Genomic DNA, 16,686 nt, shown 5'->3' on the forward strand with positions numbered 1-16,686 from the left:
GATACGACCCGACTCAACCAGTCGAAGGTCTCGGTCCAGTCTCGGAGCGCAGGGTTCTGGGGTCAACTCCGCTTGTCGGAGGCCCTCTCAGGCCCGGGGATCCGCGTGCGCCCCTGCCGCCCGGTCGTGATGCCGCCGGGGCCCGGACCTCCGGCGGCGTCAACCGCGGCATCGCGCCGGCGGAGGCGGCGCCGCACTCAGTCGAGACGCCGCGCGGTGCCCAGCAGTCCGGCCTCGGCGTCGGTCGGTGTCGTCAGGGAGTAGTAGCGGTCCTTCCGCGTGCACCACAGGGTGACGCCGTCGCCCAGCGTCGAGAGGGTCTCCGTCTCCTCCCGCGGGAGACGCATCGTCCGCGACAGATGCGCGGCCTCGTCCGGAGAAACACGCTGGATGCCGACGAGCGAGGAGGTCTGCAGCAGGCGGGGGGCCGCCGGGCTCAGGTAGGGGAGCAGCGTGACGACCGACTGCCACGGCGCCGAAGTCACCCGCCCGCGCGGCGGCTTCATGCCGCAGTCGCGGATGATGATCACCGGGCTGCTCGAGGACGGGCCGAGCGAGGGGACCTGGCCGACGTCGTGCATGGTGATGCACTGCTGCTCGGCTCCGGCCGCCCGCACCAGCGACGTCCACACGTGCGCACGCCCCGTCTCGACAGCCACCCGCGCACCTGTGCCCGCCGCCCGCAGGGCCAGCACCTGCGCCGTCCACAGACCGCCGATCAGCAGCACGTCGTACGCGGTCCGCCTGCTCAGCCCGAGGACGGCGGGCTGCTTCTGCGCGTCGGTGCCGATGACGACACCGTCATCACCCAACGGCACGCCGACAGCGGCAAGTTCGTCGAGGGCGACCCTGTGCCGGAGATGGCGGGGGCCGCGCAGGCCGAACCCGGGGCGGCGGGGGTGCGGGGACTCCTGGTCGGCCTCGTCGTTGCGGCCGAAGACGGGGATCATGCCCGTGTCCGTCGCTGTGGCGACGTGACGCGGCTGCGTAGCCGGCCCGCCGTCCTGACCGAGACCGCCCTGCGGTTGCTGACGGCCAAGGCCCGCGCCGGGCATTCCGGTCTGCCGGGGCATCATCGGGGTGGACATCAGCTGGTGCCTCCGAGGGGCAGAGTGGCGAGCACGCCGGGCACCTGCTCCCGGTCCAGCGGAACGAGACCGGTCTTCGCCCGGCTCGCCGTGCGCTGCAGTTCGCGACGCGCGGTGGACAGGTCGTCCTCGCTGCGGGTGACGACCCGCACGTGACCGGCGATGGACGCCGAACGCCCGTCGCCCGGTCCGAGTGTCAGGCTGAAGACGGACGTGAACACGCGCAGCGACGTGAGTATCGACGCCAGGTGCGCCGAACTCACCGCGCTCGGGCCCACCTGCGGCCAGCGACTGATCCAGTACGTGGCATGCCAGCGGTCGTCGCAGCGCCAGCCGCGGACGGACTCCTCCGTGCGCCGCTGGAGGGTGCGGCCGTCCGGCGAAGTGGGGTTGTTCGCACGGGGGTTGAGGCAGGTGGAGGTGGCGAGCGCCTGGATGACCTCCGCCTCGTTGAGCACCGAGGCGCTGAAGCCGGCGCCTTCGAGCCGGCTCGCGAGCTGATCGGCGGCGCGCACGAGTGATCGCTGCGCGCCCCCCAGTCCGCCGCCGCGGGCCTCGACGGCCTCGGGGGTCAGCTCGGGCGTGAGCTTCAGCGCGACCCACGTCATCCGCAGCGAGGGGATGCCCGAGGCCTCCTGCAGCATCCCGTACGACCGTGCCACCACGGACTGTTCGGGCAGATGCGGGGCCGGGGCGGGCTGGGTGTGCTGGACGACCTGGACGGACTCCAGCCGGATGTCGTCCGTCGTCAGCGCGTCGTGCAGGACGTTCAGCGGCAGCGGGCGTTCGACCCGCCCCAGCCGCCCGGGCTTGAGCGGAGCGTCCCTGCCCTCGACCGCGATCAGCGCCGTCAGGAACGTGCCGTCGCCGACCATGCCGACGGCCCGGTCCTCACGCGTCACGTACGTGGACGTCTGGATCGCCGGGTCGCACTCGACGACGGGCGCGAGGCTGGGGTCGGTGCCCTGCGGGATCGGATGCTTCTCACCGCGTTTGCGTCGCCGCAGCGAACGCTTCAGCTCGTACCACTCGGACAGGGGGTGCTGCCTGCGGCGCACGAGCGCGAAGAGGGTCAGAAGACCCGCCACCACCGCGGCGGGCACCAGCAGCCACTTCTGCGAGATCCAGGCGACGACCAGAAGTCCCGCCGCGATCTCGATCAGGACCAGTTGCTGCAGCCGCACCGGGCCGAAGCTGCCCGGCTTGCTGCTCAGCCGCAGCGTCGCGGTCGTCGGTGCCGGCGATGCCGCCGGGGCCTGTTGCCCGTCGTTGCGCTGGGACGGGACGCGCCGGTCCCGGGACCGGCTGCGGGTGGCGCTCGTCATCCCCCGTACTTCCCCTTCGAGGTGTCATCTGCTCGGCTGCTGACCGCGGTCGCCGCTTCCGCGCGCGGTGCGCCCGTCGTGCTGACAACCGGAAGCGCTCCGGCTGCACGGCGTTTCCGCCCGCGTGCCTGCGTAATGCTTTCGGTGAATTCCCGCTCCGGCGATTCGCCGCCGCGGAGTCTGCGGTCGCCCCCTGCTTGCCGTCGTTCGCCGGTCGCGGTGTGCCCTGCTCCGGCCCCGGCGCCGTACGCGGCCGGACCGGCCTGCACCGCAGCGGATACCGGCCGGGTCAGGATACTCATCGCGAACGCCGTCCCGCATGCGGCCGACAGCAGAGCCCGTGAGGGCATTGTGCGGATACCGCGACCTGTGGCGCCACCCGGGCGTTTGCGTGAGCACGGTGGGGCGGCATAGTAGTGCCGCCGGGGGAGGCGGACTCGGGGACGGCGCGAAGCCGTATGCGACGGCGCGAGGCGCGGGACGTGAATTCGGCACCCCGCCAAAACACCACCACCACCGGGTATTTCACCAGCACGGGAACGGGAGAGACGGGGACCGATGGCGACGCGGCGGGACGAGCTCAGCGCCCACACCTTCGCGCGGAAGCGCACGCTTGCAGCCTTTCTGCAGCCGGAATCGAGAGTCTCGGACGAGGAGGCTCCGCGTCCGGTACGGGCGATGATGCCGAGTGCCGTCATGGGCATCGTTCTCGTGGCCGGATTCGTCGCATGGGGCGCCATCGCCCCCAGCGCGCCTCCCGGTTGGGACGACGTGGGCGAGCACATCATCGTCGACAGCGATTCCACGACGAGATACGTCGTCCTGCAGGAGAACAAGAACAGCAAGAAGCAGCTGCACCCCGTCATGAACTTCGCGTCGGCCAAGCTCGTGCTGGACAAGGGCAAGGGCGAAGTCATAGAGGTCTCGGGCAAGGACATCGACGAAAGCCCGATCGCCCGCGGCGCCACCATCGGCATTCCGTACGCCCCCGACAGGCTTCCCAGCAAGGCCGACGCCGAGGCGCCCAAGGAGTGGGCCGTCTGCGAGAAGCCCGGCGGGCGGGGAGAGCCCCAGCAGGGGGTCTTCGTGCTGGGCGGCCGCGACAAGGACAAGCTGAAGAACAAGTACCGGCTGGGCGACGGCGAAGCGCTCTACGTCGAGGACAGCAAGACCGGGGACCAGTACGTGGTCGACGGCACGGGCACGAAGATGCTTCTGCACGGGCGCATGCAGAACAACAGGGTGTTCCTGGAGGAACGCAGTCTGCTGACCAGGATTGCGATGAAGAAACCCGAGAAGCCGCAGCAGGTGTCCACCCAATGGCTGAAGACCCTGAACAACGGGGCCACGCTCGCCTTCCCCAATCTCGGTGGTGAGGTGGGGAGCCCCGCACGTTTCGAAGGGGTTGACCAACTTCCCTCCGGGGCACGCCAGATCGGCAGGGTCCTGAAGTCCACGGACACGGGAACGCCGTATCACTACGTGGTGATGAAGGACGGAGTGAAGAGGGCGAGCCCGCTCGTGGCGAAACTCGCCATGGGCGGATCGACGCTCGGTCAGCGCAAGCCGATCCCCGTCAACGACATCCAGGCCACCAACGCCGGCGCGGAGGGCGAAGAGGCCACCGGAGGCAAGGGCTGGCCGGAGGATGTACTGACTCGCGTGAACCGCAAGGCCGAAGGCATCAACTCCACCAGCCGCACCGTCTCCTGCAGCGTCTACACAGGGAAGACTTCCGGCGACAAGCAGCCGCAACTGGCCGCGTGGGCCGGGCCCGAGTACCCCGCGAACATCGTCGACGGCGCGGCCAGCGCGTACGTCAGCTCCGGATCCGGGCTGCTGTACCAGGAGTTCAGCGGCCGCGGCGGTGGCGGCGCCCGCTACCTGCTCACCGACTCGGGTCTTCGCTACGCCCTCCCCAAGGGAGGCGACGGCGCCCAGGGAGGCGGCGGAGGCCAGGAGGAGAGCCCGACGGCGCGCCTGGGCTACGAGAAGGTCAAGGAGCCTCCGGTGCCGGAGAGTTGGTCGTCGCTCCTTCCGAAGGGCCCGACGCTGGACACGGACAGCGCGTCCCAGGAGCAGGGCCTGTAATCGGCAGCCGACAGTCGGCCGTCCGAGGCATCGAGGGTCGGCGTCGTGGGTAGTACGTAACTCTCCCCGAACGGGGAGAGTTACGTCTTTCTCGGGGGCTAGCGGCCAGGGGCGCAGTTCGGCGCCCATTTCGGGCTGATTCTGCAAAGCACCGGCCACGGTGGGATAACAAGTCGGTCGCGGCGGTGTGTTGAGCAGGTGACGGTAACCCCATGCGAACGGTTGTGTCGGTGCGGCAGGATAGTGTTCTCACGGTGTCAGCTGACGGCCCGTTCTGTACGTGGCATAGGGTGACCCACCAGCCCGATCCGGGCTGCTGAGACGTTCACAGAATGAGCATGGGGGAAGGTGCGCCATGGCAGGACAGTTTCGGGTAACAGAGGACGAGCTCCGAGCTCTGTCGTCGAAGATCAGCGAGGTCAACAGCTCCGTCCAGGGTGAGGTCAAGCGCCTCGACGGTGTGATCAGCCAGATCGCCGGCGGCTGGCAGGGCCAGGCCGCCAGTGCTTACCACCGGCTGCAGCAGCAGTGGAACGAGGATGCCCGCAAGATGAACAACATCCTCAACGACATCAAGGAAGCCGTCGACTCCACGCGCAAGAACTACTCGGCGACGGAAGAGCAGCAGAACTCCGAGGTCAGCAAGATCATGTCGGACTTCGGCTGATCCAGGCCCACCAGGCCGATCAACCGGCGCCCGCGCCGTACGAGTTCATAGCTACTACTACCGAAGAATCGCTGAAGGAGGAGTCGTAAGTGTCCGGAATTCTCGTTAATTTCCAGACGGTGTCGCAGGCCTCGCAGGACGTGAGGTCCACTGCCGGCCGCATCAAGAGCCAGCTCGACGACCTTGAGGCCATGGTCAAGCGCGTCGCCAACACCTGGGAAGGCTCCGCTCAGGAGGGCTACCAGGCCAAGCAGCGTCAGTGGGACCAGACGGCGGACCACCTGCACCAGGTGCTGCTCAAGATCGCGACCGCGCTGCAGAACTCGGCTGACAACTACCAGTCCACCGAGAAGAGCAACGCGAGCGTCTGGGGCAACTGAGCAACCGGCAGCGCTCGTTCGGGAGTGGGTCGGCCACTATCGTTGGCCGGCCCGCTCCTGCAGTTGCGTCCGGGTGTACGACTGGGGCCGGGGAACGCCCCGCATTCGCCGGCCTCCCCGGGGGAGAATCACGATGGCCATTGCCGCCACTTCGAATGAACAACGCCTCAACGCAGAAGCGGTGACACCGAGGCTCCGGCGAACGCGCCGCGCCCAGCGGGTGCTCGTCGCGCTCGCGGCTCTGAGCCTGACCGCGGTCGGCTCCGTCGCACCGGTCGCCGCGGACTCCGCCGAGCCGTCCGACGGCGGCAGCCCGTCCGAGGGGCGTACTCAGGACGGCCGGATCCCGGACTTCGGCCTCGACAGCGGCGAATGCAAGTTCGGCGGCAAGAACATCAAGAGCACGCCGTGGTCGCTCCAGCGCGTCCTCCTCGACGAGTTGTGGAGCGAGGCGACTGGCGAGGGCGTCACGGTCGCCGTCATCGACACGGGCGTCGACAAGGGCAACCGTCAGATCCGTCCGGCTCTGGAGAGCAGCGGCAAGGGCTTCGTCGGGAAGTCCACCGGCGCGACGGACACCAACGGCCACGGGACACGGGTCGCCGGCATCATCGCTGCCCGAAAGGTCAAGGGCACAGGCTTCTCGGGGATCGCGCCGGAGGCGAAGATCCTCCCGCTTCAGTACACGGGTGGCGACGACCCCGAGAAGCAGGGCGACGCCAAGACGATGTCGAAGGCGATCCTCCACGCGGTCTCCAAGAGGGTCGAGATCATCAACATCAGCTCCGACACCGTCAAGAAGAACTCCGACCCTGACTTGGCTGCCGCTATCAGCAAGGCCGTCGACGCGGGCATCCTCGTCGTCGCAGCAGCCGGGAACGACGGTGCGAACGGCAAGTCGGAGAGGACCTATCCCGCGGCCTACGACGGCGTCCTCGCCGTCGCAGCCTCGGACCGCAACAACGAGCGGGCCTTCTTCTCCCAGTCGGGGGACTTCGTGGACATTGCCGCGCCCGGCGTCGGCATGGTTTCCACCGTTCCCAAGGGCGGCCAGTGCCCCGCCGACGGCACCTCGTTCTCGGCGCCGTACGTCGCGGGCGTGGCCGCGTTGATGTACGAGAAGTACCCGAAGTGGACCGCTGACCAGATCTCCGCGCGACTTGCCCAGACGGCCGACAGGCCCGGCGCCGGCCCCGACGAGCAGCTCGGCTGGGGCGTCGTTGACCCTGTCGCGGCTCTGACCGGGGACGACACCCCGCAGGACGAGCCCGTCCCCGACAAGGCGGACCAGGACCGGCACGTCACGCCGATGAAGCTGACCGTCGGCGAAAGCAAGACGGAACGCACCCAGCGGATCTCCGTCTACGTCATGACTGCCGGCACTGTGCTGACGCTCCTCATCGGCGGCACCGCGATCGCAGCCCGGGACTACCGGCGGAAGCGGTCGGACGCGCGTGCCACGGCGGACGCCGGGACGGCCGGAGGGCGGTAGCCGCAGGGGGAAGGGCGGCGGTCGCGCGGTTGATGGAGGTCCGCCTTGAGTCCAGGAGGCCGCGAACCGTTTGGTCGAGAGCGATCGAGCCCGCCCTCCTAGGCGATTGGCGAGACCTGCTGTCTGCTGGCCGAGCTGGCGGGAAGAGGTGGCAGGAGTCTCTGTGAAGCCCTCATTGGAATGAAGGGTGCGATTCGCGGGCTATGCCACAACGTTTCGAGGATTCGCGCCCCGTCACCAGACGAATCGAAGCAGGACACCGGCTCGCTTCACCGCTGCTGCGGTCCGACGACGCCAACCGAGTCGGGCGCGGTCGTCAGAAGGTTAGCTGAAGGCTATGCATGCCGGGCTCGCTCATAGCTGCCTGACCATCTCCATCGCATCCTTGAGGGACAGTCGCGGCTCCTGGCGACGCAATTCCTTCACCGCGCTGACCTCACCCTTGCTCGCCTTCACGGAGCGCACAGCGTCGGTGTCGATGCGGTCGCGAACGTCGTCGAGGGACATTGAACCGGCTCGTTGCTTCTGACGGCGAAGCCAGATGTTGATTCCCACGGCGAGGGGAACGAAGATCCATGCCACGATGTTGATCGCTGTCTCGGTGGTGCTCCCCGTGAGAGAGAGCAGAAGAACTCCCGCTACCGCCAAGGTCAGAAGAGACACAAACGAAATCAGTTCGAGCTTCTTGAGGGAACGTACGTCGGTAGTGCGACTGTTCCCGGCCTGGTTCATCAACGCGGAACCCTTCTGCATCGTCGGCGGCAGTCCATGGAGGGCGGATCCCGCCCTTGCCATACGGTACGTGGGCCGGGCCCTCGCACCACACGGAGGTGTGGAGTTCCTGTGGAGCTTCCCTCGAGCCGCTATCAAGGACCTCGGCTGCTACGAGATCGCCGTTGCCTCAAATCCCCTATGGTGCACGGCAGTAACCTCCCTGTACAGGCGACGCCAGGGAGTGCCCGGAGCCTCGGATGGCTACGCTCCTGCTCATACAATCAGCGCTGCTGCGGGAGTCGTCATCGTCGCGGGGGTTCGCTCGACTGATGTACCTCGTGCAACTCGTTCGTTCCCTTGATCACCGAGGAGAGGCTGCTTGATGGGGAACCATCTCAAGACGGATATCGGTCAACTAGACCAATTCGTACATACCTTGAACGATAGCGTCAAAGATCTCGAAGAAGCCCGTTCGGCACTGGAGCACGTTCGAGGGGATCAGATCGGCACATCCCGGCTCGACCAGGCCTGCGACGACTTCCAGAAACGCTGGAAGTATGGCTCCGAGCAGCTGAGCGAGATGATCGGCGCCATCAAAGAGGGCGTGAAGGCGAACAAGCTGAGCTATGAGGAGATGGAAACGAACCTGGCGAAGGCGCTCAAGCAGATGGAGCAGCAGGGCACTTCGGCTGGCGGGGGCAAGTGATGGTGGCTAATCCGTATCCGAACCTCGGCTGGAACCCGGTCCCAGGTATCCCCTCCGAGGTGCAGGCACTCAAGACGAAGGTCACCAAGGCGGCGTCGGTCCTTCGGAGTTGTCATACCCAGATCGAACGGCTTATCGGCGAGAGCAGCCACTGGGAAGGCGACGCGGCAGAAGCCTTTCGGGATGAACTGGACGGTGACTTGCCGAAGTACATGAAGAACGCGGCGACCTCGCTCGAGAAGGCGGCGGCCCAGCTCAAGAAGTGGGACGGCGACCTGACGTCCAACCGCGAACTGGCGAAGAAGTACGACGACGAGGCGAAGGAAGCCAAGGCCGCCCAGGGCTCGGCCAAGACGCAGCAGGACGAGGCCGGCAAGGACCCCGACCTGAAGCTCGGCGGCAAGGAGTTTCCCAGCCAGGCCGAGGCCGACGCGGCGACCGCGCGCCTGCGTGCCGCGGAGAGCCGCCTGAAGTCTGCCTCCGCCAGCCTGGAGAAGGCCAACAAGGCGTACGAGAGCGTCATTTCGAAGGCCAAGGAGCTGGAGAAGGAACACGAGCGCGAGGCCAACTCGGTCGCCGACGCCCTGGACGAGGCAGACGACGACCTCGCACCGAAGGAGCCGGGCTGGCTCAGCAAGACCCTCAGCGCCATCGGTGACGGCTTGAAGGCCGTCGGTGAGTTCCTTCTGGAGCACGCAGGAACTATCGGCGCGATCGCCGGTCTGCTGGCTCTGTTTCCCACCCCGCTTGCGCCGGTGTTCGCGGGGATTGCCGTAGTCGCCAGTGCCGCCTCCATAAGCAAGAATCTCGCGAGCGAGGACTTCCGAGATTCGCTATTGGGTGAGCACGGGTGGGGGGAGGGTCTGGCCGCTTGGGGCTCCGTCGCTGGTGATGCCCTGGGCGTAGTGCCAGGTCTGGGCGCACTCGCCAGGGGCGGGGGGGAGACCGCTATGTTGGCGGGGGCTGCCAGGGAAGGCGGGGAGGCGCTGTCTGCAGGCTCCAAGGTCGCCACGTTCGGACGGGAGACGGTCGAGGCCTTCAATTTCAAGGCGCTCGATACCGCCACCGACCCGGCCACCGGTCTTTACGACTACGGGCTCAACGGCGCCAATGTGGTGGCAAATACGGTCTCGTCCCTGGAGTCGATGGACGTGTTGCCCGACGATGGTGCGGGACACTACGGCACGGAGGTGACCAAGGCTGGCATCGCTGGTGTCGGGGCACCGGGGAACATCGGGGATCTCACCCACGGCATCACGGAACTCATGACGGGGCTGTCGCTGCGATGATCAGTGTCCGAGAAGATGTCACGATCAAGCCGCAGCCGCAGTTCTGGTACGAGCTTCCGTACGGGTACGCCCAGTTGGATGTCTATCCCTCCGCGCAGCGGATGGAAGATTTGGCACGTCAGATCCTTGCCCTTCCGGATGACGTTCGAGAGCGTGCGGATCAGGTCTTCCGGCTGTACGCCATGGTGATGTACGAGATGCAGAGGCATCGCGTACAAGGGTGCGCCCTCGGTATGCACCCGGATGAGCGAGACGGCGCGGCGACGTCCGTCCTTACTGTTTCGAGCGTTGACTCCCCTGGGGTTAACCCCAAGGCTGTACTGGCGACATTGTTGGCCTCGGGGGCCGGGCAGACAGGGGAGAGCGGGATCGTCCCCGTCGAACTGCCTTGTGGTCCGGGTTTCCTCACCCAGACCGTGCAGCGTCCCGTTCCGCCCAGCGCGACGCCTACGCAGGGGGGAGACGACGTGGACGAGACCCCGGTCTGGCGAGGCCTCCTGGCAATTCCGGACACCCGTTCGTCGGCGATCGTTGCTCTCCAGGTTGTGACGCCGTCTGTGCACCTCGCCGACAACTACCGGGGTGTGCTCGTCGGAGTCGGACGTACGGTCACGTTCACCGATCCGTCGCCGGGGCACGCCGAGCCCGAGGAGGGGTCGGTCGCCCACGCCGTGCGGAGCGACTTCGGGTGAGCACGGGGCAGCCGGTGGGCAGCGGAGGAGCGGGGCGCGTGGCGCGGCGGGGCAGCGCGCGGCAGCCGTCCCGGCCGGGGCTGCTGCTGAAGTGGGCCCTGGCGTTCGCCGCCGCCTACGGGCTCTCCCTCACAGTCCTGACCGATCATCTCGTGGTACTCGCGGTGCCGGGGCTGATCGCTCTCCTAGCGCTGAGCGTCACCGCGACGCTGCTGCTGGTCTACGAGCCCCTCCGCGGCGGGGTCCCTTACGCGACGGACGGGTCGGACCGCCGCGGCGTGGTGCGCCACCATCGCAACGTCGTGCTGAGGCGTTACGCGCTGCTCCTGGGGTGCGTCGCCGCGGTGGTGGCTGCGGTGCCGTTGAGCAAGTCCGACTACGCCGTGATGGCTGCTCCCGCGGCAGTGGTCACCTTCTTCACCGGGACGGGCTTCTGCGGGGCGCAGATGCGCACGGTGCGGCTCGCCGCCCGCGTGCTGGAGGAGTACGAGTTCACCTTCCGCAGCCCGGTGGAGAAGCTCAACCTGCGTGCGTCCGGCAAGCGTTCGCTGCGGCTCGGCGGTCGGGACGGGAGCAACGGAGGCTCCCCGGAACTGGCCGCCCATCAGCCGGTGGGCAAGCTGTGGCCGAAGAACATCGAGAACGGCGTGTGGTTCGCGGGCGACGAGATCTTCGGGGGAGTCGTGATGGTCCCCGGCTCGGGCGAGTTGATGCTGGTACAGCCGCTGAAGTGGGACGAGCTCGCCGCAGCGCGCGGTCGTGCCGGCGCCGAGCGCCTGGAGAAGGCCCGTCGTGCGGGACTCGACCGGCGATCGCTGTAGCACGCGCACGCTACGAGGCGCGCACGGTCCAGGACAGGTGGACGAGGAGAGGAACTCCGGAAGTGGGAGACAGCGGGGTTCAACTGCCGTCGGAACCGGTGGCCTTCGATGAGCCGGGTACCCGGGCCGCATGGAAGGCGACGCGTCGCCGGGTCGTGGCCAAGCTGTGGGTGTGGAGCGTGCTGTTCGTCGCGGCCCTGGTACTGAGCGGCGTGTTCGCCGAGGTGCGGTGGGGCGGCGACGACGCCCGGGACGGGAACAGCGTCGGGGGGCTCATCGGTGCGCCGGCCGTCCTGGCGTACCCGCTCGCGCTGTACACCTGCCGCGGCGCCCTGTCCCGCTTGACCAAAGCCCGCAGGATCCTGGAGGCGTACCCCTGGCAGCCGCTCCCCGCGGTGCGGAAGCTGTCCGGAACGAAGGAAGCCGGGGGCGTTCCCGTGCAGCTCTGCCTTCCCGACGGGCACGAGCGGGACGGCAAGAGCACGTACGTGGACGACGACGGATCAGCCTGGTCGGAGAGCATGTGCGCCCGCGATCCCCTTCGCTGGAACCGCTGGGACGAGTCGATGGAGCGGGGCGCCTGGTACGCCGGGGACCTCGGGCTGGGCGGAGTCCTGGCGCTGCCGGGCGGCAACGCGCTGATGACCGTGCAGCGCAGGACGCAGGTGCTCTCGATGGAACGGCGCTCGGCCGGCGCTGACTACGCCTGCATCCTCGCTGCTGCCCCGGGCCGGGACTGACCGGCGCTCTGCCGGGGGCTACGGCGAAGTCCCACCGCGTCCGCCGCCTCACTCCCGGCCGTTCTCCGGTGCCGGTTCGAGGTCGAACTCGCCGTCCCGCGCGCCGAGTACGAACGCACGCCACTCTGCCTGCGTGTAACGCAGCACTGTGCCGGGGTCCTTGGAGTTGCGCATCGCGACGGCGCCTCCCGGGAGATGGGCGATCTCGACCCGCTCCTCTTCGGGAGCGCCGGGCGCCGACTCCCAGACGGCGTCGGAGATGTCCATCGCGTACAGCTCGTCCTTCTCCTGCTGCGTCCCCATCGCCGCCTGCTCCTTCTCGTTCCCGTGCTGGTCTCTGCGTTCTGCGGCGGGCAGGGCGGCCGTCCGTCCGAACTCCGTGCGTTCTCAGCCCCCGCGCCCGTCCCTTCATCATCCCACGTGACGATCACGAGGTGTGACGGAACCAGTCGGTTCCGGTGAGGCCCGGTCCGGCCCCCGTACACGTGAGCCGGGCAGGGAACGCGTCCCTGCCCGGCTCCGATCTGCGTGTGCGAGGCAGCGTCGCCGCAAGCTCCGGCCGGCTCAGTTGTTCGCCGGCAGCCATCCCGTCTGGACGAGCTGACCGCCCCGGCGCCGCGTCTGGAAGTAGCCCCGGCCGGCGGGCAGTTGCGTGGGCGAGATGTTGCCCAGCAGGGCGCCCTCGGACCTGTCGCCCGAAAGGACGAGGCCCTGTGCGCCCAGCTCCTTCATGCGCTGCATCACCGGCTCGTACAGCGCGCGGCTGGCGCCGCCGGACGAACGGGCGATGATGACGCGCAGGCCCACGTCGCGTGCGAACGGCAGGTACTCCAGCAGCGGCATCAGCGGGTTCTGCCCCGTGGCCACCAGGTCGTAGTCGTCGATGATGACGAAGGCGTCCGGGCTGTCGTACCAGCTGCGGTTGCGCAGTTGCTCCGGCGTGACGTCCGGCCCCGGCATGCGCCGCGACATCGAGCCCGCCAGGCCCTCCAGCGTCTCCTGCAGTGCGGGCGCCGCCGCGCAGTAGCGCGACAGATGCGTCTCCGGCACTCCCTGCAGATGCGCACGCCGGTAGTCACCGACGACGATCTTCGCCTTGTCCGGCGAGTACCGCTCCGTGATCTTCTGGATGAGCAGCCGCAGCAGTGCGCTCTTCCCGGACTCGCTCTCGCCGAAGACGACGAACAACGGGTCCGTCTCGAAGTTGACGAAGACGGGCCGCAGGGAAGCCTCGTCGATGCCGAACGGGAGACCGAGCTCCGGGTAGTCCGACCCCTTGGGCAGCCGCGACGCCTCCAGCATCGTCGGCAGCAGCCGCACCGCCGGCGCGGGGTCGCCCTTCCAGTGGTCGTTCACCGCACGGATCGTCTGCTGGGTCGCGTCGGAGAGGTCCTCCAGGGTCGACGAGCCGTCGATGCGCGGCAGCGCCGTCATCAGGTGCAGCTTGTCGGGGCTGAGGCCCCGGCCGGGCAGCCCCGCCGGGACGTTCGCCGCCACCTTGCGGTCGATCTCGGACTCGGACGGGTCGCCGAGCCGCAGCTCGACGCGGTTCTGCAGCAGGTCCTTGAGCGCCGGACGCACCTCCGTGTAGCGCGACGCGGTGAGGATGAGGTGGACACCGAACCCGAGACCGCGCGTGGCGATGTCGGTGATGTCGCCCTCGAGCATCTCGTAGTCGTTCTTGAACGTCGCCCAGCCGTCGATGATGAGGAAGACGTCGCCCCATTTCTGGTCCGGCAGCTGCCCCGCGGCGCGGCGCTGGCGGAAGGTGGCGATCGAGTCGACGTTGTGGGCGCGGAAGTACTCCTCACGCTCGTTGAGGATCGCCATGACCTCGCTGACCGTGCGGCGCACCTTCTCGCCGTCCAGACGGTTCGCCACACCGCCGACGTGGTGGAGGTTCTCCATCGCCAGCAGCGAGCCGCCGCCGAAGTCCAGGCAGTAGAACTGCACTTCGGACGGGGTGTGGGTGAGCGCGAACGACGTCATCAGCGTGCGCAGCAGCGTCGACTTGCCCGACTGCGGTCCGCCGATGAAGAAGCCGTGACCGGCGGCCCCGGAGAAGTCGCGGTACAGCACGTCGCGCCGCTGCTCGAACGGCTTGTCCAGCAGCGCCACCGGCACGACGAGACGTCCGAGCGCCGTGTACTCCGGCGCCGTCAGACCGCGTTCCGGAGTGGGCGCCAGCGAGGGCAGCAGCTGGTCGATGGACGGGGCCTCCTCCAGCGGCGGCAGCCACACCTGGTGCGCCGAAGGGCCCTGCCCGACCATCTTCTGCACGATGACGTCGAGCACGGTGTCGGCGAGAGCGTCGTCGACGGTGTCGTTGTCGACGGTCTGCGGCTCCGGCGTCGCGGGCAGCGCGACGGGTGTGGCGGTGAACTCCACGGGCCGCGTCTGCGTGGACTGGCTGACCCGGGTCGGGCCCGCCGCCCGGTAGGCGCCGGAGACGTACGCCGCCTTGAACTGCACCATCGTCTCGGTGTCGTACTTGAGGTAGCCGGCGCCGGGCACGTTGGGCAGGTGGTAGGCGTCCGGAACACCGATCGCGGTGCGGGACTCCGCGGCGGAGAACGTCCGCAGACCGATCCGGTACGACAGGAACGTGTCCAGGCCGCGGAGCTTGCCCTCCTCCAGCCGCTGCGAGGCCAGCAGCATGTGCACACCCAGGGAGCGGCCGATGCGGCCGATCTGGATGAACATGTCGATGAAGTCGGGCTTCGCGGTGAGGAGCTCGCTGAACTCGTCGATGATCAGGACGAGGGAGGGCAGCGGGTCGAGCGCCGCTCCCGCCGCACGCGCCTTCTCGTAGTCCGTGATGTTCGCGTAGTTGCCCGCCTTGCGCAGCACTTCCTGCCGCCGGTTGAGCTCACCGGTGATCGCGTCGCGCATGCGGTCGACGAGCGTGAGCTCGTCGGCGAGGTTGGTGATGACCGCCGCCGTGTGCGGCATGTCGGCCATGCCCGTGAAGGTCGCGCCGCCCTTGAAGTCGGCGAGGATGAAGTTGAGCGTCTCCGAGGAGTGCGTCACCGCCAGGCCGAGCACGAGCGTACGGAGCAGCTCCGACTTGCCGGAGCCGGTGGCGCCGACGCACAGCCCGTGGGGGCCCATGCCTTCCTGCGACGCCTCCTTGATGTCCAGCATGACGGGTTCGCCCTCGCCGCCGATGCCGATCGGCACGCGGAGCCGCTCGTGCAGCGAGCGCGGCCGCCAGGTCCGGGACATGTCCACGGAACCCGCGTCGCCGATGCCCATGAGGTCGGTGAAGTCGAGGTTGGACAGCAGGGGTTCGCCCTCGTCGCCGCTGCCCATCCGGAAGGGGGAGAGCTGCCGTGCGAGCGCTTCTGCCTGCTCGTAGCTGAGCAGGTCGGGCTTGCCCGAGTACGCGGCCTCCCGGCCGACGTAGAGGTCGAGAGCCTTCTCACGTACGTGCACGGTGAGGCCGCCGGACATCTGGTCGTCCAGCGAACCGGGGGCCACCTCGATGAACGTGACGCCCTGCAGGCCCTCGGCGCCGGCGAGCTGCGAGTCCGGGGGGATCGAGCCGCCGTCGAGGACGACGACGATGTGCGGCTGGTCCGCCACGGGCGTCCCGTCGCGGTTCCAGCGCGCCCTGCCGTCGAGCTGGCTGGAGAGCGACTCCTCCAGCTGCCCGAGGTCGTCGTAGAACAGCCGGGCCTGGCCCGCCCCGTCGGACTGCGACGGATGCTGCGCGTGCGGCAGCCACTTCGTCCAGTCCCATTCCGCCATCGAACCCGGGTGGGCGACGACAGCGATCATCAGCTCTTCGGGTGAGTGGAGTGCGGAGAGCTGTCCGAGCGCCGCGCGGACATTGCCGTACACCTCGTCGGTAGTTCCGGTGACGACAACGTGGTAAAAGGCCCTCAGGCTCACCGCGATGGGGAGATCCGGAAGTGAACGGTGAATGTCCAGGAAGGACTTCATCGCTTCCGCCGTGAGCGGCTCCAGTTCGTCCTTGGGCGCTGTTTCCGGCGCCACGAGCGGAGTGCTCAACTGCTGCCAGCCGGTGCCGATTCGCACTGACGAGAAGTCGTTGTCGGACGGCCGGCGCTCCCACAGCCGTTTGCTGTCACCGGCGATCGCCCACAGCTGGTCCGGACTCGGGTGCTGATACAGCTGCGCGCTGCGTTGCGCCTCCGAGGTCTTGCGGACGTCCTTGCGGATCTGGTCGAGATAGCGGAAGTAGTCCCTCCGCGCCTGTCCCATCTGGGCGCGCCCCCCTCGCCGCGCCCTCACGACCTGTGCGATCGCCATGGCGACCGTGGAGACCGCCATCAGACCGCCGACGACCTTCATGTAAGGCTGCGAGCCCGGCATGAAGAAGAATGCGACCGAACCTCCCATGCCCATGACGGGCAGAAGATTCATCCAGATGTCGTTGTCCCCGTCGCGCGGCAGTTCGGGAGGGGATTCCAGCTTGACTTCCCCTTCGGGCACGGTCGGCGGCATGACCCGTGGCTGCCGCTTCACGATGACCACACTCACCGTTACATCAGTCCTTCACGATAATTTCGCAATTCCGCACCGACGCCCCCGCCCTCGCAACAGCTACCGGTCATGCAGACGCTGATCCTAGTAGGTGTGGGAGTCTCCGGTATCCGGGAGGACCGACTGTCCGCCGCGGACGGTAAGGTGACGCGCAATCTTCCCCAAGTGCTTC

The 16,686-nt window shown here is 68.2% G+C and carries 14 protein-coding genes; 9 read left to right on the forward strand and 5 right to left on the reverse strand.

The window, feature by feature from the left end:
• Positions 1–197: 197 nt before the first annotated feature.
• A complete protein-coding gene (locus H181DRAFT_RS15800) occupies positions 198–950 on the reverse strand; it encodes a hypothetical protein (RefSeq protein WP_254666863.1) in 753 nt (250 codons plus the stop codon).
• Between the two features lie 137 nt (positions 951–1,087).
• Positions 1,088–2,413 (reverse strand): type VII secretion protein EccE, encoded by a 1,326-nt coding sequence (eccE, locus tag H181DRAFT_RS15805; RefSeq protein WP_045865069.1) that lies wholly within the window; start codon positions 2,411–2,413, stop codon positions 1,088–1,090.
• Between the two features lie 558 nt (positions 2,414–2,971).
• Between eccE and eccB the strand changes: the two genes are divergently transcribed.
• From eccB to mycP, 4 genes are all read left to right on the forward strand, one after another.
• Entirely contained in the window at positions 2,972–4,504 is a 1,533-nt protein-coding gene (gene eccB / locus H181DRAFT_RS15810; protein ID WP_045865070.1) for a type VII secretion protein EccB, read from the forward strand.
• A gap of 355 nt (positions 4,505–4,859) precedes the next feature.
• Complete coding sequence (locus H181DRAFT_RS15815) at positions 4,860–5,171, forward strand: WXG100 family type VII secretion target (RefSeq protein ID WP_045865071.1); 312 nt, start codon at positions 4,860–4,862, stop codon at positions 5,169–5,171.
• Positions 5,172–5,260: 89 nt separating this feature from the next.
• Positions 5,261–5,551 carry a WXG100 family type VII secretion target gene (locus H181DRAFT_RS15820; RefSeq protein ID WP_045865072.1) on the forward strand — a complete coding sequence of 97 codons (291 nt, stop codon included), beginning with the start codon at positions 5,261–5,263 and terminating at the stop codon, positions 5,549–5,551.
• 181 nt (positions 5,552–5,732) lie between these two features.
• Positions 5,733–7,043 carry a type VII secretion-associated serine protease mycosin gene (gene mycP / locus H181DRAFT_RS15825; RefSeq protein ID WP_045865073.1) on the forward strand — a complete coding sequence of 437 codons (1,311 nt, stop codon included), beginning with the start codon at positions 5,733–5,735 and terminating at the stop codon, positions 7,041–7,043.
• A 354-nt stretch (positions 7,044–7,397) separates the two neighbouring features.
• Here the strand turns inward: mycP and H181DRAFT_RS15830 are convergent, their stop codons facing one another.
• Complete coding sequence (locus H181DRAFT_RS15830) at positions 7,398–7,796, reverse strand: hypothetical protein (protein WP_045865074.1); 399 nt, start codon at positions 7,794–7,796, stop codon at positions 7,398–7,400.
• A 343-nt stretch (positions 7,797–8,139) separates the two neighbouring features.
• On the opposite strand from H181DRAFT_RS15830, the gene H181DRAFT_RS15835 reads away from it, so the two are divergent.
• From H181DRAFT_RS15835 to H181DRAFT_RS15855, 5 genes are all read left to right on the forward strand, one after another.
• The gene (locus H181DRAFT_RS15835; protein ID WP_045865075.1) at positions 8,140–8,463 is read left to right on the forward strand and encodes a hypothetical protein; all 324 of its coding nucleotides are present in this window, start codon (positions 8,140–8,142) and stop codon (positions 8,461–8,463) included.
• Positions 8,463–9,752 (forward strand): WXG100 family type VII secretion target, encoded by a 1,290-nt coding sequence (locus H181DRAFT_RS15840; protein WP_074467887.1) that lies wholly within the window; start codon positions 8,463–8,465, stop codon positions 9,750–9,752. Before H181DRAFT_RS15835 ends, H181DRAFT_RS15840 begins: the two co-directional genes overlap by 1 nt.
• 545 nt (positions 9,753–10,297) lie before the next feature.
• Positions 10,298–10,444 (forward strand): hypothetical protein, encoded by a 147-nt coding sequence (locus tag H181DRAFT_RS29475; RefSeq protein WP_158715445.1) that lies wholly within the window; start codon positions 10,298–10,300, stop codon positions 10,442–10,444.
• A 38-nt stretch (positions 10,445–10,482) separates the two neighbouring features.
• Positions 10,483–11,265, forward strand: a complete 783-nt coding sequence (locus H181DRAFT_RS15850; RefSeq protein ID WP_052708600.1) for a hypothetical protein — start codon at positions 10,483–10,485, stop codon at positions 11,263–11,265.
• A 62-nt stretch (positions 11,266–11,327) separates the two neighbouring features.
• Positions 11,328–12,005, forward strand: a complete 678-nt coding sequence (locus tag H181DRAFT_RS15855) for a hypothetical protein (protein WP_045865077.1) — start codon at positions 11,328–11,330, stop codon at positions 12,003–12,005.
• A gap of 48 nt (positions 12,006–12,053) precedes the next feature.
• On the opposite strand, the gene H181DRAFT_RS15860 is transcribed toward H181DRAFT_RS15855, so the two are convergent.
• Both H181DRAFT_RS15860 and H181DRAFT_RS15865 read right to left on the reverse strand, forming a co-directional pair.
• Complete coding sequence (locus tag H181DRAFT_RS15860; RefSeq protein ID WP_045865078.1) at positions 12,054–12,308, reverse strand: DUF397 domain-containing protein; 255 nt, start codon at positions 12,306–12,308, stop codon at positions 12,054–12,056.
• 261 nt (positions 12,309–12,569) lie between these two features.
• A complete protein-coding gene (locus tag H181DRAFT_RS15865; RefSeq protein ID WP_045865079.1) occupies positions 12,570–16,511 on the reverse strand; it encodes a type VII secretion protein EccC in 3,942 nt (1,313 codons plus the stop codon).
• Positions 16,512–16,686 lie beyond the last annotated feature (175 nt).

Origin of the sequence: Streptomyces sp. WMMB 714, assembly GCF_900090125.1 — a bacterium.
GTDB lineage: Bacteria > Actinomycetota > Actinomycetes > Streptomycetales > Streptomycetaceae > Streptomyces > Streptomyces daqingensis.

Bases quoted from the DNA above. Each gene is read 5' to 3' on its own strand.
- H181DRAFT_RS15800 (WP_254666863.1), bottom strand. From the start codon at position 950: ATGATCCCCGTCTTCGGCCGCAACGACGAGGCCGACCAGGAGTCCCCG.
- eccE (WP_045865069.1), bottom strand. From the start codon at position 2,413: ATGACGAGCGCCACCCGCAGCCGGTCCCGGGACCGGCGCGTCCCGTCC.
- eccB (WP_045865070.1), top strand. From the start codon at position 2,972: ATGGCGACGCGGCGGGACGAGCTCAGCGCCCACACCTTCGCGCGGAAG.
- H181DRAFT_RS15815 (WP_045865071.1), top strand. From the start codon at position 4,860: ATGGCAGGACAGTTTCGGGTAACAGAGGACGAGCTCCGAGCTCTGTCG.
- H181DRAFT_RS15830 (WP_045865074.1), bottom strand. From the start codon at position 7,796: ATGCAGAAGGGTTCCGCGTTGATGAACCAGGCCGGGAACAGTCGCACT.
- H181DRAFT_RS15835 (WP_045865075.1), top strand. From the start codon at position 8,140: ATGGGGAACCATCTCAAGACGGATATCGGTCAACTAGACCAATTCGTA.
- H181DRAFT_RS15840 (WP_074467887.1), top strand. From the start codon at position 8,463: ATGGTGGCTAATCCGTATCCGAACCTCGGCTGGAACCCGGTCCCAGGT.
- H181DRAFT_RS15860 (WP_045865078.1), bottom strand. From the start codon at position 12,308: ATGGGGACGCAGCAGGAGAAGGACGAGCTGTACGCGATGGACATCTCC.